The sequence below is a fragment of the Streptomyces sp. NPDC002156 genome (assembly GCF_053593675.1).
Window position 1 is genome coordinate 23,741 of record NZ_JBSFDA010000075.1, and the last position, 23,724, is coordinate 47,464.

20 protein-coding genes are annotated in these 23,724 nt (G+C 70.8%); 6 read left to right on the forward strand and 14 right to left on the reverse strand.

What is annotated here, in order from left to right; genetic code table 11:
* Positions 1-132: 132 nt before the first annotated feature.
* From ACWCRB_RS27460 to ACWCRB_RS27470, 3 genes are read right to left on the reverse strand one after another with little or no spacing between them, the layout of a single operon-like run.
* Positions 133-483: a UBP-type zinc finger domain-containing protein gene (locus ACWCRB_RS27460; RefSeq protein ID WP_450998584.1), complete on the reverse strand. Its 351-nt coding sequence runs from the start codon at positions 481-483 to the stop codon at positions 133-135.
* Positions 480-1,964, reverse strand: a complete 1,485-nt coding sequence (locus ACWCRB_RS27465) for an ATP-binding protein (RefSeq protein ID WP_450998585.1) — start codon at positions 1,962-1,964, stop codon at positions 480-482. Before ACWCRB_RS27465 ends, ACWCRB_RS27460 begins: the two co-directional genes overlap by 4 nt.
* Entirely contained in the window at positions 1,961-3,637 is a 1,677-nt protein-coding gene (locus tag ACWCRB_RS27470) for an FAD-dependent oxidoreductase (protein WP_450998586.1), read from the reverse strand. Before ACWCRB_RS27470 ends, ACWCRB_RS27465 begins: the two co-directional genes overlap by 4 nt.
* Positions 3,638-3,871: 234 nt before the next feature.
* Between ACWCRB_RS27470 and ACWCRB_RS27475 the strand changes: the two genes are divergently transcribed.
* On the forward strand, positions 3,872-4,744 hold the full coding sequence (locus ACWCRB_RS27475) for a universal stress protein (protein ID WP_450998587.1): 873 nt from the start codon (positions 3,872-3,874) through the stop codon (positions 4,742-4,744).
* Between the two features lies 1 nt (position 4,745).
* On the opposite strand, the gene ACWCRB_RS27480 is transcribed toward ACWCRB_RS27475, so the two are convergent.
* The 3 genes from ACWCRB_RS27480 to ACWCRB_RS27490 all read right to left on the reverse strand — a co-directional run bounded on the left by ACWCRB_RS27480 (position 4,746) and on the right by ACWCRB_RS27490 (position 7,521).
* The gene (locus tag ACWCRB_RS27480; RefSeq protein WP_450998588.1) at positions 4,746-5,999 is read right to left on the reverse strand and encodes a DUF4032 domain-containing protein; all 1,254 of its coding nucleotides are present in this window, start codon (positions 5,997-5,999) and stop codon (positions 4,746-4,748) included.
* A 64-nt stretch (positions 6,000-6,063) separates the two neighbouring features.
* On the reverse strand, positions 6,064-6,804 hold the full coding sequence (locus ACWCRB_RS27485) for an MBL fold metallo-hydrolase (RefSeq protein WP_450998589.1): 741 nt from the start codon (positions 6,802-6,804) through the stop codon (positions 6,064-6,066).
* Positions 6,805-6,894: 90 nt separating this feature from the next.
* A complete protein-coding gene (locus ACWCRB_RS27490; protein ID WP_450998590.1) occupies positions 6,895-7,521 on the reverse strand; it encodes an alpha-ketoglutarate-dependent dioxygenase AlkB in 627 nt (208 codons plus the stop codon).
* 126 nt (positions 7,522-7,647) lie between these two features.
* On the opposite strand from ACWCRB_RS27490, the gene ACWCRB_RS27495 reads away from it, so the two are divergent.
* A complete protein-coding gene (locus tag ACWCRB_RS27495; RefSeq protein WP_369031204.1) occupies positions 7,648-8,289 on the forward strand; it encodes a TetR/AcrR family transcriptional regulator in 642 nt (213 codons plus the stop codon).
* A gap of 17 nt (positions 8,290-8,306) precedes the next feature.
* Entirely contained in the window at positions 8,307-9,980 is a 1,674-nt protein-coding gene (locus ACWCRB_RS27500) for an FAD-binding dehydrogenase (RefSeq protein WP_450998591.1), read from the forward strand.
* On the opposite strand, the gene ACWCRB_RS27505 is transcribed toward ACWCRB_RS27500, so the two are convergent.
* Positions 9,977-10,342 carry a DUF488 domain-containing protein gene (locus tag ACWCRB_RS27505; RefSeq protein WP_450998592.1) on the reverse strand — a complete coding sequence of 122 codons (366 nt, stop codon included), beginning with the start codon at positions 10,340-10,342 and terminating at the stop codon, positions 9,977-9,979. The genes ACWCRB_RS27500 and ACWCRB_RS27505 overlap by 4 nt on opposite strands.
* Positions 10,343-10,472: 130 nt before the next feature.
* Here ACWCRB_RS27505 and ACWCRB_RS27510 point away from each other — a divergent pair, with 130 nt between their 5' ends.
* Complete coding sequence (locus tag ACWCRB_RS27510) at positions 10,473-11,927, forward strand: M1 family metallopeptidase (protein ID WP_450998593.1); 1,455 nt, start codon at positions 10,473-10,475, stop codon at positions 11,925-11,927.
* Positions 11,928-11,966: 39 nt separating this feature from the next.
* On the opposite strand, the gene ACWCRB_RS27515 is transcribed toward ACWCRB_RS27510, so the two are convergent.
* Positions 11,967-13,184 (reverse strand): saccharopine dehydrogenase family protein, encoded by a 1,218-nt coding sequence (locus ACWCRB_RS27515; RefSeq protein WP_450998594.1) that lies wholly within the window; start codon positions 13,182-13,184, stop codon positions 11,967-11,969.
* Between the two features lie 160 nt (positions 13,185-13,344).
* Between ACWCRB_RS27515 and ACWCRB_RS27520 the strand changes: the two genes are divergently transcribed.
* A complete protein-coding gene (locus ACWCRB_RS27520; RefSeq protein WP_450998595.1) occupies positions 13,345-14,085 on the forward strand; it encodes a TetR/AcrR family transcriptional regulator in 741 nt (246 codons plus the stop codon).
* A 33-nt stretch (positions 14,086-14,118) separates the two neighbouring features.
* On the forward strand, positions 14,119-15,420 hold the full coding sequence (locus tag ACWCRB_RS27525; RefSeq protein ID WP_450998596.1) for an MFS transporter: 1,302 nt from the start codon (positions 14,119-14,121) through the stop codon (positions 15,418-15,420).
* Between the two features lie 18 nt (positions 15,421-15,438).
* Here the strand turns inward: ACWCRB_RS27525 and ACWCRB_RS27530 are convergent, their stop codons facing one another.
* The 6 genes from ACWCRB_RS27530 to ACWCRB_RS27555 form a co-directional block, all read right to left on the reverse strand.
* A complete protein-coding gene (locus tag ACWCRB_RS27530; RefSeq protein WP_450998597.1) occupies positions 15,439-15,894 on the reverse strand; it encodes a cyclic nucleotide-binding domain-containing protein in 456 nt (151 codons plus the stop codon).
* A gap of 374 nt (positions 15,895-16,268) precedes the next feature.
* Positions 16,269-17,162: a Gfo/Idh/MocA family protein gene (locus ACWCRB_RS27535; protein ID WP_450998598.1), complete on the reverse strand. Its 894-nt coding sequence runs from the start codon at positions 17,160-17,162 to the stop codon at positions 16,269-16,271.
* A 101-nt stretch (positions 17,163-17,263) separates the two neighbouring features.
* Positions 17,264-19,171 carry an AMP-dependent synthetase/ligase gene (locus ACWCRB_RS27540; protein WP_450998603.1) on the reverse strand — a complete coding sequence of 636 codons (1,908 nt, stop codon included), beginning with the start codon at positions 19,169-19,171 and terminating at the stop codon, positions 17,264-17,266.
* A 185-nt stretch (positions 19,172-19,356) separates the two neighbouring features.
* Positions 19,357-21,534: a 1,4-alpha-glucan branching enzyme gene (glgB, locus tag ACWCRB_RS27545; protein ID WP_450998604.1), complete on the reverse strand. Its 2,178-nt coding sequence runs from the start codon at positions 21,532-21,534 to the stop codon at positions 19,357-19,359.
* Between the two features lie 50 nt (positions 21,535-21,584).
* Entirely contained in the window at positions 21,585-22,961 is a 1,377-nt protein-coding gene (locus tag ACWCRB_RS27550) for a maltokinase N-terminal cap-like domain-containing protein (RefSeq protein ID WP_450998599.1), read from the reverse strand.
* A gap of 28 nt (positions 22,962-22,989) precedes the next feature.
* On the reverse strand, positions 22,990-23,724 hold a 735-nt coding region (locus ACWCRB_RS27555), incomplete at its 5' end, for an alpha-glucosidase C-terminal domain-containing protein (RefSeq protein ID WP_450998600.1).

Genomic DNA, 23,724 nt, shown 5'->3' on the forward strand with positions numbered 1-23,724 from the left:
TGCTCGACCCTTCGGGCCTCCGCGCGTTCGGGCCCTCGACACCGGCGCGCCCCTGCGGCTCTCTCGCGGCCGGTGGCCTGCGGACAGGGGGCCTTGGTGGGCCTGTGCCCTCTGTCTGTGTGAACAGGTTTCTCAGCGCAGCGTCTCTGCCCAGTTGGCAGGCACGCGCCCCGTAGGCCCCGGAGCCGGCTGGTCCGCCGGATGGCTGGCCGGGGGAGCCAGTGCCGGGCCGGACCCGGACAGCTCGCTCGTCTCGAAGTTCCAGAACCAGTGCTCGCCCGGCTCGTAACTGGCGATCACCGGATGGCCGGTCTCCCGGAAGTGGCCGGTGGCGTGCTTGGCCGGGGAGTCGTCGCAGCAGCCGATGTGACCGCACTGGGCGCAGCGCCGCAGATGGAACCACCAGCCGCCGACGGCGTCGCACTCGACGCATCCGGCACCGCTGGGCGGGACGCTGGGGTCGATTCCGGTGTCCTTGGTCATGACGGCTCCTCGGCCGGGGCGGAGTCCCCGGCTGTGTCGGTGTCGGGGTCGACGGCTGTCAGAGGCAGCAGCACCTGGAAGCGGGTGTCGCCGGGCACGGACTCGACCTTCAGGTCGCCGTGGTGCTTGTTGACGACGATCCGCCAGGAGATGTCGAGCCCCAGCCCCGTGCCCTCGCCCACCGGCTTGGTGGTGAAGAACGGGTCGAAGATCCGGCCGCGGATCTCCGCCGGCACCCCCGGGCCCGTGTCGCGGAACTCCACCAGCAGCCGGTCGTGCACCAGCGCCGTGCGTACGGTCAACGTCCCTTCCCTGCCGCCCTCGCCCTTGATCGCGCAGACCGCGTTGTCGATGAGGTTGGTCCACACCTGGTTCAGCTCGGCGGGGTAGGCCGGAATCCGCGGCACCGAACGGTCGTACTCCTTCACGACCTTGACGAGCGAACCGAACTTGCCCGACAGCATCAGCAGGGTGCTGTCGAGGAGTTCGTGCACGTCGGCCACCTGGTAGGGGGCGCGGTCCAGTTGGGAGTACTGCTTGGCTGCGTCGACGAGGTGCGAGATGCGCGTCGTGGAGTCCTCGATCTCCGACATCAACAGCTCGGTCTCGACCGTGTAGTTGAGCCACCCTATGGCGTTCGGGAGGATCTCCTCGTCCACGGCCGCCGCGACCTGCTCCAGCCAGTCGACGTCAAGGCCGCCCTGGACGAAGGTCGGCGCGATCTGCCAGCCGCCCTGGACGCCGTGGTCGTCGAGCCAGTCGGCGAGTTCGTCCTCCCGGTCGGACGCTTCGAGCGGGCTCAGCGCCTGCGCCTTGGCTACCCGCTCGGCCGTCCGCTCCTGGATGGCGACCAGGCTCTTCAGGGAGTCGCCCTGGTAGGGGCCCGAGGCGATGATGCCGAGCTTGTGCCGCATGTGCGCGACCCGGTCCCGCAACGAGGACGTGGCCCGTACGGCCGCCGCGGCGGGGTTGTTGAGTTCATGCGTCAGCCCGGCGGACAACGAGCCCAGCGCCAGCAGCCGTTCACGCTGCCCGATGGCCCGCTGAGTGGTCTGCGAACCGAGGAACAGCCCCTCCAGGAGATGGACCGCCATCGGAAACCACTCGTGCATGATGTCCGCGAACGAATCGGCGGGCAGCACGAAGAACCGGGTCGGTTCCGGGACCCGCAGCGAGTTCCGGTACACCTGCGGCTTCCGGTCCCCGAGATACGCCTGTACGGCCCCCGCGTACACCCCGGTCTGGGACGTACGGCTCACCTCGACGTCGTCGCCGCCCACCCGGCGCGACATCACTACCGTGCCCTCGATCATCACGTAGAAGCAGGTGGCCGGGTCGCCCTCGGCGAACACCGGTCCGGGGTCGAACAGTTCGACCCGGCCCTCGCCGCACAGCCTGCCGAGCTGCTCGGCGGTCAGCTTCTCGAACAGGAACAGCGCCCCGATCTCCGCCGGGCTGCACGGCATCAGCCGGCCGCTCACGACTGCTCCAGATACCGGTGTACGAGCATCACGGCCATGGCTCCCTCTCCGACGGCGGACGCGACCCGCTTGGCGGACTCCGCGCGCGCGTCCCCCGCGACGAACACGCCGGGGATGTTGGTCTCCAGGTGGTACGGCGGCCGGTCCAGCTCCCAGTCCGCCGGGGGCCGTCCGTCGGCGGTCAGGTCGGGGCCGGCCAGGATGAAGCCGCGCTCGTCGCGCAGCACCGTGCCGTCCAGCCAGTCGGTCAGCGGGGCCGCGCCGATGAACACGAACAGCCACTGCGCGTCGACCAGTTCGGTCTGCCCGCTCGCCGTGTCGCGCAACGTCAGCTGCTCCAGGTGGTCGCCGCCGTGCGCGGCCTCGACGACCGTTGCGGCCCGCACCGAGATGTTCGGCGCCTCGGCGATCTGCTGGACCAGATAGTGCGACATCGACGCCGTGAGGTCCGCCCCGCGCACCAGCAGCGTCACCGACTTGGCGTTCCTGGACAGGTACATCGCCGCCTGCCCGGCCGAGTTGGCGCCGCCGACGATGTACACGTCGTGGCCCTGGCAGGCGGCGGCCTCGGTCAGCGCCGACCCGTAGAACACCCCGCAGCCCGACAGGTCGGTGGCACCCGGCGCCTCCAGCTGGCGGTACGACACCCCGGTCGCGAGGATCACGCTGTGCGCGGCGATCGCCGACCCGTCGGAGAAGCGGACGAGCCGCGCCGCACCGCTCACCTCGAGGCCGGTCACCTCGCGCGCGGAGAGGATCTCGGCGCCGAACTTCGTGGCCTGCCGCCGCGCCCGGTCGGTGAGCTGGGCGCCGGACACCCCGTCCGGGAACCCCAGGTAGTTCTCGATCCGCGAACTCTGCCCGGCCTGCCCGCCGGTCGCCGACCGCTCCACCAGCACCGTCCGCAGCCCCTCCGAGGCCCCGTACACGGCCGCGCCAAGACCGGCAGGACCGCCGCCGATGACGACCAGGTCGTAGAAGTCGGCCGTGGGCGTCGTCGCAAGGCCCACCTGCGCGGCCAGCTCCGGCACCTCAGGCTCGACGAGCGGCGTACCGTCCGGCGTGATCACGACCGGCAGCCGCTGCCCGTCCTGACCGCAGGCCGCCAGCAGCCGCTGTCCCTCGGGCTCCTCGGTGGAGTACCAGCGGTACGGCACCTGGTTGCGGGCCAGGAACTCCCGTACGTCCGACGACCGCGCCGACCATCGGTGCCCGACCACCTTGGTGCTCGGCACGGGCCGGAAGTCACTGCACCGCCACGCCTCCAGGAGATCGTCGAGCACCGGATAGAGCTTCTCCTCCGGCGGATCCCAGGGCTTGAGGAGGTAGTGGTCGAGGTCGACGACGTTGATCGCGTCGATCGCCGCGTTGGTGTCCGCGTACGCGGTCAGCAGGACGCGCCGGGCGCCCGGATAGACGTCCAGGGCCTGTTCGAGGAACTCGATGCCGTTCATCTGCGGCATTCGGTAGTCGGCCAGGATCACCGCCACCAGATCGCCGCGCAGCTTCAGTTCCCGCAGCGCGTCCAGCGCGGACTCGCCGGACTCCGCGCGCACAATGCGGTACGACTCGCCGTAGCGCCGCCGCAGGTCACGGGCGACGGCCCGGGACACTCCGGGGTCGTCGTCCACGGTCATGATGACGGTCCGCGCTGCGTCCGCGGCCTGTGCCATACGTCTCCCACCCCGAGCGGTCGGATTCACCGGGCGGCGTCACCGGTGCGGCGCGCCGCCTCCGCCCCATCGTATGTTCGACGGCCTCGCTTCGCTCCGGTTCGGCTCCCCGGCGCGACCGGGTCCGCCGCGTCCACGATCACCCGTTCCCACTCCGAAGGCGTGGGCACACGGTAGTGAAGACTGGGGCCCGGTACGCATGATCACGACTGACCACGACACGGAGGGAACCGTATGACGCGCCCGATCACGGCAGGGGTGGACGGAACGCTCGAAAGTCACGCGGCGCTGGACTGGGCGGCCCGTGAGGCTGTACGCCGGAACCTCGCGCTGCGTGTGCTGCACGCCTGGCAGCTGGTGCCGGACCAGGCGTTCGGGGCCGCCTCCCGGGAGACCCATGACGCGTGGGTGCGGGAGGGCGTGGACGAGGCCGCGCGGACCGTCGCCGAACGGCACCCCGAGCTGGACGTGACCGTCGACGTGATCGAGGGCAGCACGACGCACACCCTCGCCGAGGCGGCCTTGGAATCCGAGCTGCTGGTGCTCGGCTCCCGTGGGCACGGGGCCCTCGTCGGATTCCTGCTCGGCTCCGTCGGGCAGCACGTGATCGCCGAGTCGACGCGGCCCGTCGTCCTCGTACGGGCGGAGGACCGCGCCTCCGACGAGGCCGGTGGGCGCGAGGTCGTCGTGGGGCAGCACGGTGACCCGGAGGAGAGCGCACCGGCGCTCCGGTTCGCGTTCGAGGCCGCGGCGGCTCGCGGCGCCTCCGTCCGTGCCGTACGGGCGTGGAGCCTGCCGCCGGTGTTCGCGTACAGCCCGGGCTCGCTGAAGCTTCTCGACGAGGCCGGCGGCATGGAACCGTACGAGAAGAACGCGCTCGCCGCCGCGCTGGAACCCTGGATCGAACGCTTCCCCGATGTGCCGGTCACCCAGCACGTGGAGATGGGCAGCGCGGGCGAGGTGCTGCTGTCGGTGGCCTCGCGGGCGCAGCTGCTGGTCGTCGGGCGGCGCGCCCGCCGATCGGCCGTGGGCGCGCGGATCGGCTCGGTCGCCCATGGCGTACTGCACCACGCGCACTGCCCGGTGGCCGTCGTACCGCACGAGTGACTCAGACCGGCGGCGCCGCATCCTCGTCCGTCGGCAGGGGCAGCGACTGGCGGGCCTTGGGCAGGATGTTCGCGATGTAGTCCTTGACCGCCTCGTCCAGGCCGATGTCGTGCTGCGCCCGCTCGGACAGGTACCAGCGGTGTTCCAGCAGCTGGTGGTAGATCTCGGCCGGGTCCACGTTCCCGCGCAGCTCGCGCGGCACCTCACGCACGGTCGGCCGGAACACCTCCCGCACCCAGCGGTGCGCGAGCACCTCCGGGCTGGCGCCGAGCGGGTCGCCAGGCTCGTAGTCGTCCTGGGTGGCCATCCAGCTCTCCAGGTCGCTGAGGAGCCGCCGTGCCTGGTTCTCCTCGGTGTCGAGCCCGGTCAGCCGGAGCAGCTGCCGCTGGTGGTGGCCCGCGTCGACGACCTTCGGTACGAAGGTCACCGTGTCGCCGTTCGAGGAGTGCTGGATCTGCATCTCGGCGACGTCGAAGCCGAGTTCGTTGAGGCGCCGGATGCGGCGCTCGATGTAGTGGTACTTGCCCGCCGGATAGACGGAGGTACGGGTCAGCTCCTGCCACAGCCGCTGGTAACGGGCGCAGATCTCCATGCCGAACTCGATCGGGTCCACGGAGGGGTGCAGCGCCCCGGACGCCTCCAGGTCCAGCAGCTCACCGCTGATGTTGACGCGGGCGAGGTCGAGGTCGTACTCACGCTGCCCGTTGCTGAGCTGCGGGTGCAGATCGCCGGTCTCGGCGTCGACCAGGTAGGCCGCGTAGGCGCCCGCGTCCCGCCGGAAGAGGGTGTTCGACAGGGAGCAGTCGCCCCAGGCGAATCCAGCTAGGTGGAGGCGGACCAGCAGGACCGCCAGCGCGTCCATCAGGCGGTGCATGGTGGCCGGACGCATGGTCGTCTCGAACATCGAGCGGTACGGCATCGAGCCGCCGAGGTGCCGCGTGATCAGCACCGGCTCCAGGGCGTCGCCGTCCTCGTCCGCGCGCCCGGTGACCACGGCCAGGGGGTCCACGGCCGGGATGCCGAGCCGGTCCAGGTCCACCAACAGCTCGTACTCGCGCAGGGCCGGGCGCTCCGCCAGCTCCTTGACGGCGATCACCTCGTCGCCGGCGCGTGCGTAGCGCACGACGTGCCGGGAGATACCGCGCGGCAGCGGAACGAGATAGCGGTCGGGCCACTCCTCCAGAGGGAGGTGCCAGGGCAGTTCGAGCAGCAGTACGGGGTGCTCGGGGTTGGTGGCGCTGATCTGCAATGCCATGGCTTGACCGTTCTCGTTCGTTCTCGTCCCGCCGGTGATCGTCAGCTCACTCTAGAACGCCACCTCACTTGGCCCGTTCCCGCGCCTGCCCGGCCGCCTCCCGCACGCTGCCGTGGTGCACGGGCCCGTGTCCGGGCAGCAGGACGTCGGCCGCGAGCCCTTCCAGCAGGTCCAGCGAGGCCACGGCACGGGCGCGCTCGCGGTGGAACATGTCGGGCAGCAGCTGCGGGCCCTTGAGCCGGGAGGTCGGGTGCCCGCTGACCAGCGCGTCGCCCGAGACCACGACCCCGGCGTCCGGCAGAAGGAACGCGCAGTGCCCGTCGGTGTGCCCGGGAGTGTGCACGGGGACGGGCCCGCCCGGCAGGTCGAGCACCTCCGGGAACGGCTGCGGTTCGATCACCGGCACCTGCGCCGTACCGCCGGAGCGGATCGCGTGCACCGCCCACGGCAGTACGCCCGGCCGCCACCCGTTCTTCAGCACGTCCCCGACGCTCACCTGGTGCAGGAAGTCCCGCCGCGCGTGCGGCACTTCGGCCTCGTGCGTCAGCACCGGCGTGCCGTACGTGGAGCGCAGGTGCTCGGCCGAGCCGATGTGGTCGTTGTGGGCGTGCGTCACGAGTATCGCCGCGACCGCCTCCGGCGAACTCCCCACCTGGGAAAGCGAGTCGAGCACCAGCTGCCGGTCCCCGGGATACCCCGTGTCGATCAGGGTGACGGCGTCCCCCTCGCTGAGGATCACCCAGTTGGTGTTGCTTCCGTGCACGAGGTAAATGCCATCGGCGACTTGCTGGACGTCTGCCCGCATGATCTTCCCGTTCTGCTGTTCGCTGCCGGATGACGCACAGCAAAGCAGACGCCTACGGAGCGGATCACCACCGGGCGGGCCCCTGTTGTCCTACTGCACCCCGTGCGGCCGGAACTGGACGCTGATCCGCGGACCCGTGGCCCGCGCGCTCTTGGGTACGGCGTGCTCCCAGGTCCGCTGACAGGAGCCGCCCATCACGATCAGGTCCCCGTGCCCCAGCGGACGCCGTACCGTCTCGCCGCCGCGCATCGGCCGCAGCAGCAGGTCGCGCGGTGCGCCCACGGAGAGGACCGCGACCATGGTGTCCTCCCGCGCACCACGCCCGAACCGGTCACCGTGCCAGGCGACACTGTCCCGCCCGTCCCGGTAGTAGCAGAGCCCCGCCGTGGTGAACGGCTCCCCGAGTTCGGCGGCGTAGTGCGCGCCGAGCGCGTCCCGCGCGCGGGCCAGCACCGGGTGCGGCAGCTCGTCCCCCTCGCCGTAGAAGGCCAGCAGCCGGGGTACGTCCACGACCTGGTCGTACATCTTGCGGCGCTCGGCCCGCCAGGGGACCTCGGCGGCCAGCTGTTCGAACAAGGCGTCGGCGCCGCCGAGCCAGCCGGGCAGCTCGTCGATCCAGGCGCCGTGACCGAGCGGTGTACGGCGCATCCCGGTCAGCGCGCCGAGCCGCAGCTCGTCGGTCTGGTCGAAGAGGGAGCCCTGGAGGTGCGCGGTCATGGAACCAGCGTACTCCGCTATTCGAATATGTGTTCCTATTTGCTGGTGGCGAAATCTTGTCCCTCCCGACCTCTTTGGATACATGGATGTATCGGATACATTCCCGTATCGAACGGAGGGCCGGGCATGGCGGTCGAGGGAACGACAGGGCGGGTGACCAAACGGCGCGTGCGGACGCGCGCCAATCTGCTGGAGGCCGCGTTCGCGGTGTTCGCCGCGAAGGGGTTCGGGCGGGTCTCCATCGAGGAGGTCTGCGAGGCCGCCGGCTACAGCAGAGGCGCCTTCTACTCGAACTTCGACAGCCTCGACGAGCTGTTCTTCGCCCTCTACGGCGAGCGCGCCGGTCTGATCGCCGACCAGGTCGCGGGCGCGCTCGCCCTGGACGGCCCGGACCTCGACGTGCCCGCCGCCGTCGACCGGGTCACCGAGGTCCTGCTGCTCGACCTGGACTGGCTGCTGGTCAAGACCGACTTCCTGGTCCACGCGGCCAGGTCCCCAGCCGTCGCCCAGACCCTCCTGGAGCACCGCGAACGCCTCCGGGGAGCCATCGCGGACCGGCTCGCCCGGGCCACTGGACACACCGAACTGCCCGCCGTACTCGGCGACGCCGAGGGCGCCGCCCACGCGGTGATCGCCGCGTACGACGGGGTCACGACCCAACTGCTGCTCGACAAGGACGTCGAGCACGCGCGCGCGTGGCTGAAGCAGCTGCTCACCGCACTGCTCACCCACGGCAGCGACAACCCGGCCGCGCGCAGCGGCGGATGAGAAAGGGAACGGTCGCCATGGATGCGGACGTCATCGTCGTCGGAGCCGGCCTCGCCGGACTGGTCGCGGCGCACGAGCTGACCAGCAAGGGCCGGCGGGTCGCGCTCGTCGACCAGGAGAACGCCGCCAACCTCGGCGGGCAGGCCTTCTGGTCCTTCGGCGGGCTGTTCCTCGTCGACTCGCCGGAACAGCGGCGCGTCGGCATCAAGGACTCCTTCGACCTCGCCTGGAGCGACTGGCAGGGCAGCGCCCAGTTCGACCGCGTCGACGACGAGGACTCCTGGGCCGTCAAATGGGCGCGTGCCTACGTCGAGTTCGCGGCGGGGGAGAAGCGGTCCTGGCTCGCAGGGCACGGCATCTCGTTCCTGCCGACGGTCGGCTGGGCGGAGCGCGGCGATCTGCGCGCCCACGGCCACGGCAACTCCGTACCCCGCTTCCACGTCTCCTGGGGCACCGGCACCGGAGTCGTCGAGCCGTTCGTGCTCAGCGCCAAGCAGGCTTCCCGCGCCGGGCTGCTGACCTTCTACCACCGTCACCAGGTCGACGAACTCGTCGTCACGGACGGCGCCGTACGCGGGGTACGCGGCACGGTCCTCGCCGAGGACACCTCACCGCGCGGAGTGGCGTCCAACCGCGACCGGATCGGGGACTTCGAACTCACCGCCCAGGCCGTGATCGTGACCACCGGCGGCATCGGCGCCAACCACGACATCGTGCGCCAGTACTGGCCCGAACGCCTCGGCACGGCACCGGCCAACATGGTCACCGGCGTGCCCGCCTACGTCGACGGCCGGATGCTCGACATCAGCGCCGAGGCCGGCGTCCGGCTGGTCAACCGCGACCGCATGTGGCACTACACCGAGGGCATCCAGAACTGGAACCCGATCTGGCCAGGCCACGGCATCCGCATCCTGCCCGGTCCGTCCTCCATGTGGTTCGACGCGCTCGGCCGCCGCCTCCCCGACCCCTGCCTGCCCGGGTACGACACCCTCAGTACTCTCAAGTACCTGCGCACCACCGAGGACCTGGCCGAGCACGACCACTCCTGGTTCATCCTCACCCAGCGGATCATCGAGAAGGAGTTCGCGCTGTCGGGCTCCGAGCAGAACCCCGACATCACGGCCAAGAACCGCAAGGCGTTCCTCAAGGAGCGCATCCTCGGCAAGGGCGCCCCCGGCCCGGTGGCCGACTTCGTGAAGCACGGCGCGGACTTCGTGGTCGCCGGCAACCTCGACCAACTCATCGGCAAGATGAACGGGTTGACCGACAAGCCGCTGCTCGACACGGCCCAGGTGCGCCGCCAGATCGAGGCCCGCGACCTCCAGATCGCCAACCCGTACAGCAAGGACGCCCAGATCCAGGGCATCCGCAACTCCCGCCGCTACATCGGCGACCGGCTCGGCCGCACCGCCACCCCGCACCGCATCCTCGACCCCGAGGCCGGCCCGCTCATCGGCGTCAAACTGCACACCCTCACCCGCAAGACCCTCGGCGGCATCCAGACGGACCTCGACTCACGCGCGCTGGGCGCGACGGGCGAACCCGTCGAGGGCCTGTACGCGGCGGGCGAGGTGGCGGGCTTCGGCGGCGGTGGCGTACACGGCTACAACGCCCTGGAGGGCACCTTCCTCGGCGGCTGCCTCTTCTCGGGCCGTGCGGCGGGCCGGGCGGCGGCGCAGGCGACGGCCTAGGGTCTGTCGCCGGACGTCAGCAACTCGACCAGTACCGAAGCATGGCTCCGCTCAAGGGACTTGGTGGCGCTCACGAGCGTCACCGGGCCCTTGGCGGCCAGTTCACGCAGCGCGTCGAGGGGCTCGGCCGCCGCAGGTGCAGCCAGCTCCGCCTCGTACCGGCGCCGGAACTCCTCGTACGCGTCGGCCTCTTGTGCGTGGTACCAGCGGCGCAGCTCGGTCGACGGGGTGAGCGCCTTCGGCCACTCGTCGACCTGCGCCGCGTCCTTGGACAGACCGCGCGGCCACAGCCGGTCGACCAGGACGCGTACGCCGTCGTCCGGCTCGGGAGGGTCGTAGACGCGGCGGACACGGACGGTCACGAGCGGCCTCCGGCGGGGAGATACGGGTTCACTGGCCGAAAGAATGATGCGGTCGGCCGCCGGGGCTCGCAACTTGACCAAAAGGGGGAGGATTCCGTGCGGTGGCGCCTCTAGGGTGAAAAGCCTGAAGATGATCAGACCGAACACCGTAGGAGCTGGCGTGAGACCCCCCAGGAAGTACTCCGGCACACGCACCGCGGTCCTCCGCCGGGACGCGGTCCTCGCGACCGTGCCCGTCGCCCTCGCGGCCCTGCTGGCCGCCGCAGGACCGGCGGGAGCCGCGACGACCGGCAGCTCCGGTGTCGGGGACCCGTATTTCCCGCTGTCCGGAAACGGCGGCTATCACGTCGGCCACTACGACCTGAACCTCCGCTACGACCCCACCAGCCGCCGCCTCGACGGCAGGGCCGTTCTCACCGTCCGCGCCACCCAGAAGCTGACCCGCTTCAACCTCGACCTCAGCGGCCTGAAGGTCACCGCCCTCACGGTCGACCGCGTCAAGGCGGGTTTCCGGCGCTCCGGGCAGGAACTGATCGTCAGCCCGCGCCGCGCCCTGAACAAGAACCAGACCTTCCAGGTCGCCGTCACCTACAGCGGCGTCCCCAAGGCGGTCATCGACCCGGACGGCTCGAAGGACGGCTGGATCGCCACCGACGACGGTGTGTTCGTCGCGGGGGAGCCGCAGGGCTCCATGAGCTGGTTCCCCGGCAACAACCACCCCAAGGACAAGTCCTCGTACGACTTCACGATCACCGTCCCCCAGGGGCGCACCGCGGTCGCCAACGGCGTCTTCCTGGGCCAGAAGACCGCGGGCGGCAAGACCACCTTCCGCTGGCGCCAGTCCGAGCCGATGGCCGCCTACCTGGCCACGGCCACGGTCGGCAGGTTCAAGGTCGAGCAGTACACCACCCGGAGCGGCATCAAGGTCTACAACGCCGTCGATCCGCGCGAGGCCGCTGCCGCCGCGCCCGTGCTGAAGAAACTGCCGTCCGTCCTGGAGTGGGAGGCCAAGCTCTTCGGCCCCTACCCGTACAAGGCCGCCGGATCCATCGTCGACCGCGCCCCACAGGTCGGCTTCGCCCTGGAGACACAGACCCGTCCCGTGTACGACCAGGCACCCGATCTGAGCACCCTCGTCCACGAGAGCGCGCACCAGTGGTTCGGTGACTCCGTCACCCTCACCAGCTGGAAGGACATCTGGCTCAACGAGGGCTTCGCGACCTACACGGAGTGGCTGTACGCGGAACAGCACGGCGGCCCGAGCGCCCAGAAGACCTTCGACGACCTCTACGCCACGCCGGCCGACGACGACCTGTGGTCGTTCCCGCCCGCCGACCCGGGCAGCGGCGCGAACATCTTCGGCAGTCCCGTCTACCAGCGTGGCGCCATGGCCCTGCACAAGCTCCGCCAAGCGGTCGGTGACACGGCGTTCTTCAAGATCCTGCGCACCTGGGCCGCCCAGCACCGCAACGGTCACGGTACGACCGCCCAGTTCACCGCCCTCGCCGAGCGAGTCTCCGGCAAGGACCTGGACCCGCTGTTCAAGACCTGGATCGGCACGAAGGGCAAGCCGTCCGCTCCCTAGGGCTCCTGCCTCCCCGGGTTCCGGCCCGGGGAGGGCACCTCACTGCTCGCGCATGCCCCAGGGCGAGCCGTACGCCTCCAGCAGGTCCAGGAAGGGGCGGGCCGGGAACGCCTCCGGGCCGAGGACTCCCGAACCGGTCCAGGCGCCGGTGGCGACGAGTTCCAGGGCGACGACCGGATTGACGGCCGTCTGCCACACCACCGCCTGGGAGCCGTACTCCGCCATGGACCACTGGTTGTCGACCACGTGGTACAGGTACACCTCGCGCGGCGCCCCGTCCTTCGTGCCCTTGACCCACGTCCCCGCGCACGTCTTGCCGTGCATGCGCTCACCCAGCGTCGCCGGGTCGGGCAGACAGGCGGCGACGACGTCCCGGGGCGAGACGGCGACCGGGCCTGAAGTGCTCGGGACGGTCACGGGGTCGGTGCGGTCGAGGCCGAGCAGGTGCAGCGTCTTGAGGGTCTGGATGAACTCGTCGCCCAGGCCGTACTTGAAGGTGACCCGGCGCGCGTCGATCCAGCGCGGCACGAGCAGCACCTCCTCGTGCTCCACGTTCACGCACTCCACCGGGCCGATGCCCTCGGGGAAGTCGAACACCTCCGGCTCGCTGAAGGGTTCCGTGGTGAACCAGCCCCGGCCGGACTCGTAGACCACCGGCGGGTTGAGGCACTCCTCGATCGTCGTCCAGATGCTGAAGGACGGCGCGAAGTCATAGCCGTCGACGGTGAGGTTCGCGCCGTCGCGGATGCCGATCTCCTCGATCTCGTCGAAGAGTTCGTCGGCGGCGTGCCGGGCGAACACATCGGACATGCCCGGCTCCACGCCCATCCCGACGATGGCCAGCGCGCCCGCCTTCGCCCACTCGTCCGCCGCCGCGAACTGCTCGTCGCCGAGTTTCACCCCGCACACCTCGTACGGCCGCTCGGCATGCGGACGCGACAGGGACATCGCCATGTCGACATAGGTGGCCCCGGCGGCGCGGGCCGCGCGGAACAGCGGCATCACGAAGCGCGGGTCCGTCGCGTTGAGCAGCACATCGCACCCGTGCCGGGCCAGCAGCTCCGCCACCGCGCCCTCGTCGGACGCGTCGACCCGCGCCGCCACGAACCGGTCCCCGTCCCCGAGCGCTGCGACCGCCGCCTCCGCCCGCGCCGGGTCGTAGTCGGCCACGACCATCCGGTCGAAGAAGGATCGCCGGGCGGCGATCCGGGTGATCGCGGTCCCCACCCCGCCGGCGCCCACGAGCAGCACACGCATGGCAAAACTCCCTGTTTACGAAGGTTCCGAAGGATCAGGTGGTTACGGCGGTTCCGATGTCGTTGTCCACCGATCCAACGCCCTGCCGTCGTCTAAGGTCAATGGCGTTGGCATAAGACCCCGCGAACGGACCACGAACGAACCACGGAGGCGAGCGACCATGCCGAAACCGGTGGTACCGGAGGAGAAACGACGGCGCCGCCGCCCCACCAGAAGCGGCACCGTCCTGTCCGAGCGGCTGATCGTCGACACCGCCCTGCGCATGCTCCGCGAACACGGCAGCGCCGGCCTCACCGCCCGCCGCCTCGGCCTTGCCCTGGACGCCGACCCCAGCACCCTCTACCGCTACTTCCGCGGCATGGACGACCTGACCCTCGCCATCGGCGACGCCCTCATCGGCCAGGCACTGCACGGCTGGCAACCGACGGGGGAGTGGTCGGCGGACCTGCGCGCCATCGGACTGCGCATCCACGCCGCGTACGTCGGCCATCCGCAGGCCGCCGTCCTGACCGCCAGCCGCGTCACGGGCCGCGCCCACGAACTGGCCGCCGACGAGGCCATCCTCGACGTCCTGCGCACGGCGGGCTTCCCGCTGCCGGAGACGGTACGGATCTACCACGCCTTCATCGACCAGACGCTGGCCTTCGCCGCCCTCGACGCCGCCTCCCTGGCCCTGCCGCGCGCCAGCCTCACTGCCGACGAGGACATGTGGCGCTCGACCTACGCCCGCCTGCCCCGCACCACCCACCCGCGCATCGCCGAGGCGGCCCCGCTGCTCGCCGCCCGCATGGTCGCCAGCGCCTATCCGACAGCCCTCGACATGCTGCTGGACAGCGCCGCCCGGACGCTCGCCGCGGAAGACCCCGGCAGCCCCTGCGGTACCTGTGATATTGAAAGCTGAGCCGATTGGATGTAACTAGCAACCAGGACATCAGTGGACCCCAGCGAGAGCAGTACCGGCAGCGACGAGGACTCCCAGCCGAAGACCCCCACGGACGAGCCCCGCCGGGCCGGACGCCGCTGGGCCATGGACACCCGGCCCCTGCGCCGCCCCGCCTACCGCCGCCTGTGGTCCTCGACCGCCGTCACCGCCGTAGGCAGCCAGCTCACCGCCGTCGCCGTGCCCAAACAGATCTACGACATCACCGGCTCCTCCGCCTGGGTCGGCTACGCGAGCCTCGCCGGACTCCTGCCCCTGGTCGTGTTCGCCCTGTGGGGCGGCGCGGTCGCCGACAGCATGGACCGCCGCAAGCTCCTGCTGATCACCAACGCCGGTATCGCCGTCACGTCGCTGCTGTTCTGGATCCAGGCCCTCGTCGGCCTCGACTCGGTGGCGACCCTGATGATCCTGCTCGCCCTCCAGCAGGCCTTCTTCGGCCTGAACTCACCGGCCCGCAGCGCCGTCGTCGCCCAGCTGGTCCCCCAGGAGGAACTCGCCGCCGCCAACGCCCTCGGTACGACCGTCATGCAGACCGGCCTGGTCGCGGGCCCGCTGCTCGCCGGCACCCTCATACCCGTCATCGGCCTCGCCGAGCTGTATCTGATCGACGCGCTCGCCCTCTGCGTCACCCTGTGGTCCGTCGTACGGCTCCCCGCGCTCCCGCCGGGCCCTGCGGCCTCCCGGAAGGCGGGCGCACGGGAGGTCGTGGCCGGATTCCGCTACATCGCCCTGCACACGGTGCTCCTGCTGTCCTTCCTCGCGGACATCGTCGCCATGGTCTTCGGCATGCCCCGCGCCCTGTTCCCGCAGCTCGCCGCCCAGACGTACGCCCCCTACGGGGAGGGGCTCGCTCTCGGGCTGATGTTCGCGGCGATCCCCGTGGGCGCGGTGGTCGGCGGACTGTTCTCCGGCACGTTCTCGCGGGCGCGGCGGCACGGCTGGATGGTGATCGGGGCGGTCGTCGCCTGGGGGCTGGCGATCACGGGCTTCGGGCTGAGCACCAGCCTGTGGGTGGCGGTGGCGTTCCTGGTCGCCGCCGGGGTCGCCGACATGGTGTCCAGCGTCTTCCGGGTGGCGATCCTGCTGTCGGCGGCGACCGACGAGATGCGCGGCCGGATGCAGGGCGTCTTCACGGTCGTCGTCGTGGGCGGTCCCCGCCTGGCCGACCTGCTGCACGGCACCACGGCATCCGCCCTGGGCACCCGCACGGCCGTCGCCGGCGGCGGACTCCTGGTCGTCGCCGTCACCCTGGCCCTGGCGGCCGCGATGCCGGCGCTGCGCCGCTACCGCGTCTGAGCACCGGACCGGCTCCCCCTACCCGGGGCCCCGCTTGTGCAGGGAGTAGTGGTCCATCAACTTGCCCCGGGTCAGCTCCAGCCGGTAGGCGAGGATCTCGGCGATGATCCGCACCAGTTGCAGCCCGAGGGCCGGTTCCTCGTCGCAGAGCCTGAGCACCGCCTCGGCGTCGAACTCGTACGCGCGTACGGGACTGAAGGCCTCGGCGCCGAAGTCCCACTGATGGGGCGGGAAGAGCCAGGACCAGCCGAGCAGATCGCCCGCGCCGAGGCTCGCCACGGTCACCCGCTGCACCGGCGTCACCTGCTGGACCAGGGAGACCGCGCCGGAGCGGACGACCCAGAAACGGTCGGCGGTGCCGCCCGCCTCGAAGATCGTGTGATCCTCGGGAAAGGACACCTCGGTCGCGAGCGCCAGCAGCCGCTCACGGCGGGGCGGGGGAAGGGCGGACAGCAGCTTTGTCGCTTTGGTCATGAGCAGGGCTCCTCGCCGGCGATCTGGATGCTTCCCCTACCCCCATTTGAGCCGTTGCGGACGCCTCGGGCACCTCGGCGACGGGAACAAGACCGATTTTTGACATGAGAAGGCCCTGGCTGGACGGGGGAGACCAGCCAGGGCCGTAGGTGGTGGCACGCGGAGGGCGGTCGCCTCTCGGCGAAAGGCTCCATGGGGCTTCAGCCGAACGATCTTCCCCATGGGCTATAGGTGAGGCCCGGGGACACTGTCCCCTCCGCAGCCACGTAGGTAAGAACGGCCGACCTCCCCGGGTTGTTCCGCATCGACCCCGAAGCAGGGCGTGATCCACGTCACGTCGGGTTTCGGGGGTGAGCAGGGGTGTCCGGGGGTGCTCAGCCCTCCGACGCCTGCGCGATCAGCGTCTGCAGATGCAGGCCCCGACGGGCGTCCAGTTCGCCGGGAACACCGGTGCGTACGGCGGTCGCGAACTCTCGGCGCAGCACCGGCCAGCTCTCCTCGTGGTCGAGGTCGGTGCTGTCGAACACCAACTCCGGGCCGGAACCGAAGAGTTCGATGCGGGAGACGCTCCGAGTCACGGTCACCGAACCGGACAGGGAGGCCTGGCTGACCGCGCCGTTCTCGTGCTCACAGGTGAGTTCGATCCAGCGGCGCGGATCCCCTGCCCCGCGCACCCGGACGATCCGCCCCACGGCCGCGTCGAGCAGGTCGAGGGCGTGCGGCCCGATATCGAGCAGCGCGCCGTGTTCGAGCCGCCAGGGGGTGGAGAACGCGCCGCCCAGGAAGGCCCCGTTCAGAATGGCCGCCCGCGCGCCGAACACGTCCGCCTCGCCCGCCGCTTCCAGGAACCGGCGGGTCTCGGGGTGGTAGCGGTTGGTCAGGGTGACCTGGGAGACGACCCCGGCCTCGTCGATCGCGTCCACCAGCCGCCGGGCCGCCCCGAGATCCTCCGCGATCGGCTTCTCCAGCAGCAGCGCCTTGCCCGCCTTCGCGGCGCGCAGGGCAAGCTCGGCCTGTACGGCGGGCGGCACGGCGAACGCCAACGCCTCGCAGGAGTCGAGCAGTTCCTCGAAGCTGGCGGCGACCGGCGCCCCGTACGGTGCCGCCGTCTCCTCGGCGGCCTCGGGGCGGCGCGCCCAGACCCCGGCCAGCTCGGTCTCGGGGCCGGCGGCCAGCACGCGCGCGTACACCCCCCGCGCCCAGGGTCCGGCGCCGACGAGCCCGACCTTGACGGGCGGGTGCGACCACGGTGCGGCGGTACTGGTCACGACAGGGTCCAATCCGTACGGGAGGGCCGATACGGAGATCACTCTGCGGGCCCGCCCGCCGTACCGTCAACCAACATCCGCCCCGTGTACGCGCCGTCGGCTCAGCGGAACATGTTGTCGGCGTCCTCCCAGCGCGCCAGTTCCTCCGCCGCCGGGTTCGGCCGGGGAATGGGCGCCCGGGCCTGGTACATCGCGTCGATCTCGACGGCGTAGTGCCGCACGATCGCGTCCCGGCGCAGCTTCATCGAGGGCGTCAGCAGACCGTTGCTGAGGGCGAAGGGCTCCGCGAGGACCCGGAACACCCGGATCGACTCGGACCGCGACACCGTGCTGTTGGCGGCGGCCACGGCCCGTCCGATCTCCTCCCGCAGGGCGTTCTCCTCACGCGCCTGCCGTTCCGGGGCGTCGTCCTGGAGGGTGAGCGAGCCCCGCCAGTGGGCCAGGAACTCCGGGTCGAGGGTGATCAGGGCGCCCACGCAGGGCCGGTTGTCGCCCACGATCACCGCCTGGTGCACCAGCGGATGCACCCGCAGCCGCTGCTCCAGGGCCGCCGGCGCGACGCTCTTGCCGCTGCTGGTGATGATGATGTCCTTCTTGCGCCCGGTGATCGTCAGATACCCGTCCTGGTCGAGCCGTCCGATGTCCCCGGTGGCCAGCCAGCCGCCGTACAGCGCGGCCCGGGTGGAGGCGTCGTCGTTGACGTACCCCTGGAAGACGGAGGCGCCGTACACCATGATCTCGCCGTCGTCCGCGACCTGGATCTCCGAGCCGGGCAGAGCCTGCCCGACCGTCCCGAACTTCTCCCGGCCCACGGGCTGCGCGGTGATGCCGCCGCTGGTCTCGGTGAGGCCGTAGCCGTCATGGACGAGGATGCCGATACCCGCATAGAACAGGGCCAGTTCGCGGTTGAGGGGCGAGCCGCCCGAGACCGCGCCGCACACCCGCCCGCCGAGGGCGGCACGGAGCTTGCGGTACACCGTCCGCTCGTAGAGGGCGTGTTGGAGCCGCAGATCGAATCCGGGTCCGGAGCCGGTGCCCAGCCGCTGCCGTTCGACAGCCGTCGCGAAGTCCCGCGCGGTGCCGACGGCCCGCTCGAACAGGGTGCCCCGGCCGGCCTTCTGGGCGGCGCGCAGGAAGTTCTTGTAGATCTTCTCGAACACCGACGGCACCGCGTACAGATACGTCGGCCGGAAGGAGAGCAGCGCCGACGACAGCGCGTCCCCGCTCAGGTCGGGCTCGTGCCCCATCAGCATGCCGCCGCGCAGACACAGGCCCTGGATCATCAGGCCGTACACGTGCGAGAAGGGCAGGAAGGCGAGGACGCTTGGCTGCTCGCCGGGCGGTGCCGCCGTCTGCCGCCAGCCCGCGAGCAGGGTGTCGCAGGGGCTGGCCAGGTTGCGGTGGCTCAGGGCGCAGCCGCGGGGATGCCCGGTCGTGCCGGAGGTGTAGGCGATCACCGCGGCTGAGTCCGGCAGCACGATCCGGCGCAGGGAGTCGATCGTGGCCATCGGTACCGGCCGCCCCAGCTCCACGAGTTGGGGCAGGGCTCCGTCGTCCAGCTGCCACACGTTGCGCAGCAGGGGCAGCGAGGTGCAGACCGAGCCGACGGTCATCAGGCCCTGTTCGTCCTCGACGACGACGGCGCTGCACTGCGAGTCCGAGAGGATCCAGGCGACCTGGTCGCGCGAGGACGTCGGGTAGATCGGCACGACCTCGGCGCCCACCGCCCAGAGCGCGTAGCAGAGCACCGTCCACTCGTAGCGGGTGCGGGCCATGATGGCCACGCGGTGGCCCGGTGAGATGCCGGAGGCGACGAACCCCTTGGCGAGATCGACGACCTCGTCCCGTAGGTCGGCGGCCGTCACCTCGGTCCAGTCCGGTCTGGCCGGGTCGAGGCGGCGCGCGAGCTGCGGCAGGTCGGGTTCCCGCAGCGCCGTGTCGAAGACACTGTCGGCGAGACCGCCCGTCAGCGGTGCGGTGGTGGGGGGAGCGAGGGCGAAGTCGCGCATGCGCTGCTCCTGGATCGTACTGACTGTGACCACGCCGACGAGTGGAGTTATCGACGGTGAACGAATCTAGCTCAGGTGGCGGACGTTGTTGTCGGGAACTGTGAAGTAGGTGTCCCGAAGATGCTCAGGGCGTGTTCTCGGCAGTGGTTCGGAAGACGCTTTCCACACGTGCCCCTCGCGTCACCTCACCCGCGCACCGGCATCAGCCACACCGTGGCGAGCGGCGGCAACGTCAGCCGGACACTCGACGAACGGGGCTTCAGCGGCCCGGAGTTGCGGACGTCGCTGCCCCCGTACCGGGCGGCATCCGTGTTGAGGACCTCCTGCCAGGCGGGCACCGAGCCGGGCACGTCGAGACGGTAGTCGTGGCGGACGACGGGCGAGAAGTTGCTGACGGCCAACAGGGGCGCCCCGGCCGCGTCGTAGCGCAGGAACGCGAAGACGTTGTCCTCGGCGGCGTCCCCGGCCACCCACCGGAAACCGGCGGGATCGGTGTCGCGCTGCCAGAGGGCGGGGGTGCGCCGGTAGACGGTGTTGAGATCGCGGACCAGATCGCGCACGCCCCGGTGGTCGGGCTCGGCCGCGTACTCCGTGTCCAGCACCCACCAGTCCGGCCCGTCGGCCTCGGACCACTCGGAACCCTGGGCGAACTCCTGCCCCATGAAGAGGAGTTGCTTGCCGGGATGGGCCCACATGAAACCGAGGTACGCGCGGTGGTTCGCCCGTTGCTGCCACCAGTCACCCGGCATCTTCGACACCAACGACCGCTTGCCGTGGACCACTTCGTCGTGGGAGATCGGGAGGACGTAGTTCTCGCTGTACGCGTACACCATGGAGAACGTCATCTCGTTGTGGTGGTACTTGCGATGGACCGGCTCGTGTCCCACATAGCCGAGCGAGTCGTGCATCCACCCCATGTTCCACTTCAGCCCGAAGCCGAGCCCGCCGCTGTCGGTCGGCTGTGTCACCCCGCCCCAGGCGGTGGACTCCTCGGCGATCGTCATGACCCCCGGGACCCGCCGGTAGACGGTGGCGTTCATCTCCTGGAGGAAGGCGACCGCGTCCAGGTCCTCCCGCCCGCCGTGCACGTTCGGCGTCCACTGCCCGGAGTCACGCGAGTAGTCGAGGTAGAGCATCGAGGCGACCGCGTCGACGCGCAGCCCGTCGAGGTGGAACTCCTCGCACCAGTACACGGCGTTGGCGACCAGGAAGTTCCGCACCTCGGTCCGCCCGAGGTCGAACTCGTAGGTCCCCCAGTCCGGATGCTCGGCCCGTCGTGAGTCGCCGGGCTCGTAGAGGGGCTCCCCGTCGAACCTGGCCAACGCCCAGTCGTCCTTGGGGAAATGCGCCGGAACCCAGTCCAACAGCACACCCACACCGGCCCGGTGCAGCGCGTCGACCAGATACCGGAAGTCGTCGGGGGAACCCAGCCGGGCGGTCGGGGCGTAGTAGGAAGTGACCTGATACCCCCAGGAGCCGCCGAAGGGATGCTCGGCCACCGGCATGAGCTGCACATGCGTGAAGCCCAATTCCCTGACGTAGGCGGGGAGTTCATCGGCGAGCTGACGGTATGTCAACCCGGGCCGCCAGGACGGCAGATGGACCTCGTACACGGAGAACGGCTCCTCGTGCACGGCACTGCCGGAGCGGCGCGCGAGCCACTCCTCGTCGCCCCACTCGTAGTGGGAGACGGTGACGACGGACGCCGTCGCGGGCGGCACCTCGGTACGCCGGGCCATCGGGTCGGCCTTCATGACCCGGCCGCCGTCCCGCGCCACGACCTCGAACTTGTACCGCTCGCCCTCCCCGACGCCGGGCACGAACAGCTCCCACACCCCGGAGGAGCCGAGCGACCGCATCGGATACCCGGTGCCGTCCCAGAAGTTGAAGTCCCCGGCCACCCGGACCCCGCGTGCGTTGGGTGCCCAGACGGTGAACCGGGTGCCGGTGACTCCCTGGTGGGTCATCGGCTCGGCGCCGAGCGCCCGCCACAGCTCCTCGTGCCGCCCCTCACGGATGAGATGCAGATCCAGCTCACCGAGGGCGGGCAGGAAGCGGTACGGATCCTCGCTCTTCGACTCACCGCCCTCGTACGACACCAGCAGCGTGTAGTCGGGAGTCTCGGCGATGGGGCGATCGAGGGGGATCAGGGCGCTGAAGCACCCGTCACCGTCGTCGTCGAGCGCACTGACCCGCCCGTCCACGACCACACTCACGCCGCGCGCGAGCGGGCGCAGGGCACGGAAGACGACCCCGCCACCCGGCACGGGATGAGCGCCGAGCAGCGCGTGCGGGTCGTGATGGGTGCCGGAGAGCAGGCGCTGCCGCTCGCCCGGGTCCCAGAGGGCATCGGGTCTGCCCAGGGAGGACGGGTCGGGGAGGGCGGAGTCGGAGTCGTGCAGGGCCACAGCGGTCAGCCTCCTCGGACGGCGAGTCGCTCGATCGCCGCCATGGGGACGGGGAGCCAGTCGGGGCGGTGCCGGGCCTCGTACACGACCTCGTACACGGCCCGGTCGGTCTCGTACGCGCGCAGCAGCCCGGGGATGCGGCGCGGATCCCAGCCGGCCCGTGCCGCGTACCCCGCGCAGTAGGCGTCCCGGCAGCGTTGCGCCCACTCGGGGCGCCACGGCCGACGCGTACGGGCGGCGTAGTCGAAGGAGCGCAGCATGCCGGCGATGTCCCGTACCGGTGACTGGGCGCTGCGGCGCTCGGAGAGGGGACGGGACGGCTCACCCTCGAAGTCGATCACGAACCAGTCCCCGCCGGTACCCCCGGTGCACAGCACCTGTCCGAGGTGCAGATCACCGTGGACGCGCTGCGCGTCCGGACCGGCGTCGAACCCGGCCGATGTGTCGAACGCGGCCCGCAGTCCCCGGGCGTACGGCCGCAGCGCCGGTACATGGCGTACGGCGGCATCGAGACGCTCGGCCATCGCCGCCGCCGTACGCGTGTCGTGCCGCATGCCGCGGGTGTCGCCGGGGAAGGCGGTCGCGAGGGCCAGATGTACGTCGGCGGTGGCGCGGCCCAGTTCGTGGGCCTCGTCGGTGAACGGGTGCCCCGAGGCGAGGGCGCGCAGGGCCAGCGTCCAGCCGTCGGAGGCGCCGGGCAGGAACGGCTGGAGCACGCCGAGGGTCGCGTCCTGCGGCAGGTCGGTCCGGAACCAGGCGGCTGGGGCGGGTACGCGGGCGCAGCCCTGGCGGGCGAGGGCGGCGGGCACCTCCAGGTCGGGGTGGACACCCGGCTGGACGCGTCTGAGCACCTTCAGGATGAACGAGTCGCCGTACACGAGCGAGGAGTTGGACTGCTCGACGTCAAGGAGGCGCGGGGCAAGTCCGGCGGGCACGGTGACACCGGGGTCGGCCTCGAAACGCAGGGGGCCGGCCGTGCCGGGATGCCGGAGACGCTCCAGCAGCAGTTCCGCCGCCCGGGGGTCGTGCAGGGCGTCGTAGACCAGCAACCCCGCCAAGGGCCCTTCCTGCGCGCGGCCGATGAGGGCCCGGCGAAGGTGCGGTGACATACGGTCTCGTACGCCGAGGAGCAGTTGGTAGCAGTCGCCGGGCGGGGGAGTGCCGCCGGGGGCGGGGACGGGCGTGTGGCCGGTGCGGACGAGCAGATGCAGACAGCCGGGAAACAGCTCGGTCATCGACAGCAGGCCCAGGTCCGTGACGGGCCGGTCCTTGCCCGCGAACCAGCGCTGCTGGGGCAGCCATTCGCGCAGCAGCCCACCGAGCGAGGTCAGCGGCCGGGTGAGGTCCGTCCTGCTCGGGCGAAGAGAAGCGGTCTTCGGCATGGTGACGCGTCCTTTCGCGGGCACACGCTCAATGTCGTCGGCCAGTGCGCGGGGTGACTCGGGTGAGCCGGAACCAGTAGAAGCCGTGTCCTGCGAGGGTGAGTAGGTAGGGGAGTTCACCGATCGCGGGGAAGCGGACTCCGCCGATGAGTTCGACGGGGTGGCTGCCGCTGAACGCCCGTAGGTCGAGTTCGGTGGGCTGGGCGAAGCGGGAGAAGTTGTGGACGCACAGGACGAGGTCGTCCTTGTGTTCGCGCAGGAAGGCGATCACGGCGGGGTTGGAGGAGGGCAGTTCGGTGTACGAGCCCAGTCCGAACGCCGGGTTCTGCTTCCGGATCTCGATCATGCGCCGGGTCCAGTGGAGAAGCGAGGACGGGGACGACATGGAGGCTTCGACGTTGGTGACCTGGTAGCCGTAGACCGGGTCCATGATCGTGGGCAGGAACAGGCGGCCCGGGTCGCAGGAGGAGAACCCTGCGTTCCTGTCGGGTGTCCACTGCATCGGCGTACGCACCGCGTCGCGGTCGCCGAGCCAGATGTTGTCGCCCATGCCGATCTCGTCGCCGTAGTAGAGGATCGGCGAGCCGGGCAGGGACAGCAGCAGGGCGGTGAACAGTTCGATCTGGTTGCGGTCGTTGTCCAGCAGGGGTGCCAGCCGCCGCCTGATACCGATGTTGGCGCGCATACGCGGGTCTTTCGCGTATTCGGCCCACATGTAGTCGCGTTCCTCGTCGGTGACCATTTCGAGGGTGAGCTCGTCGTG

Bases quoted from the DNA above. Each gene is read 5' to 3' on its own strand.
- ACWCRB_RS27460 (WP_450998584.1), bottom strand. From the start codon at position 483: ATGACCAAGGACACCGGAATCGACCCCAGCGTCCCGCCCAGCGGTGCC.
- ACWCRB_RS27470 (WP_450998586.1), bottom strand. From the start codon at position 3,637: ATGGCACAGGCCGCGGACGCAGCGCGGACCGTCATCATGACCGTGGAC.
- ACWCRB_RS27475 (WP_450998587.1), top strand. From the start codon at position 3,872: ATGACGCGCCCGATCACGGCAGGGGTGGACGGAACGCTCGAAAGTCAC.
- ACWCRB_RS27480 (WP_450998588.1), bottom strand. From the start codon at position 5,999: ATGGCATTGCAGATCAGCGCCACCAACCCCGAGCACCCCGTACTGCTG.
- ACWCRB_RS27485 (WP_450998589.1), bottom strand. From the start codon at position 6,804: ATGCGGGCAGACGTCCAGCAAGTCGCCGATGGCATTTACCTCGTGCAC.
- ACWCRB_RS27490 (WP_450998590.1), bottom strand. From the start codon at position 7,521: ATGACCGCGCACCTCCAGGGCTCCCTCTTCGACCAGACCGACGAGCTG.
- ACWCRB_RS27495 (WP_369031204.1), top strand. From the start codon at position 7,648: ATGGCGGTCGAGGGAACGACAGGGCGGGTGACCAAACGGCGCGTGCGG.
- ACWCRB_RS27500 (WP_450998591.1), top strand. From the start codon at position 8,307: ATGGATGCGGACGTCATCGTCGTCGGAGCCGGCCTCGCCGGACTGGTC.
- ACWCRB_RS27510 (WP_450998593.1), top strand. From the start codon at position 10,473: ATGATCAGACCGAACACCGTAGGAGCTGGCGTGAGACCCCCCAGGAAG.
- ACWCRB_RS27515 (WP_450998594.1), bottom strand. From the start codon at position 13,184: ATGCGTGTGCTGCTCGTGGGCGCCGGCGGGGTGGGGACCGCGATCACC.
- ACWCRB_RS27520 (WP_450998595.1), top strand. From the start codon at position 13,345: ATGCCGAAACCGGTGGTACCGGAGGAGAAACGACGGCGCCGCCGCCCC.
- ACWCRB_RS27530 (WP_450998597.1), bottom strand. From the start codon at position 15,894: ATGACCAAAGCGACAAAGCTGCTGTCCGCCCTTCCCCCGCCCCGCCGT.
- ACWCRB_RS27540 (WP_450998603.1), bottom strand. From the start codon at position 19,171: ATGCGCGACTTCGCCCTCGCTCCCCCCACCACCGCACCGCTGACGGGC.
- ACWCRB_RS27550 (WP_450998599.1), bottom strand. From the start codon at position 22,961: ATGCCGAAGACCGCTTCTCTTCGCCCGAGCAGGACGGACCTCACCCGG.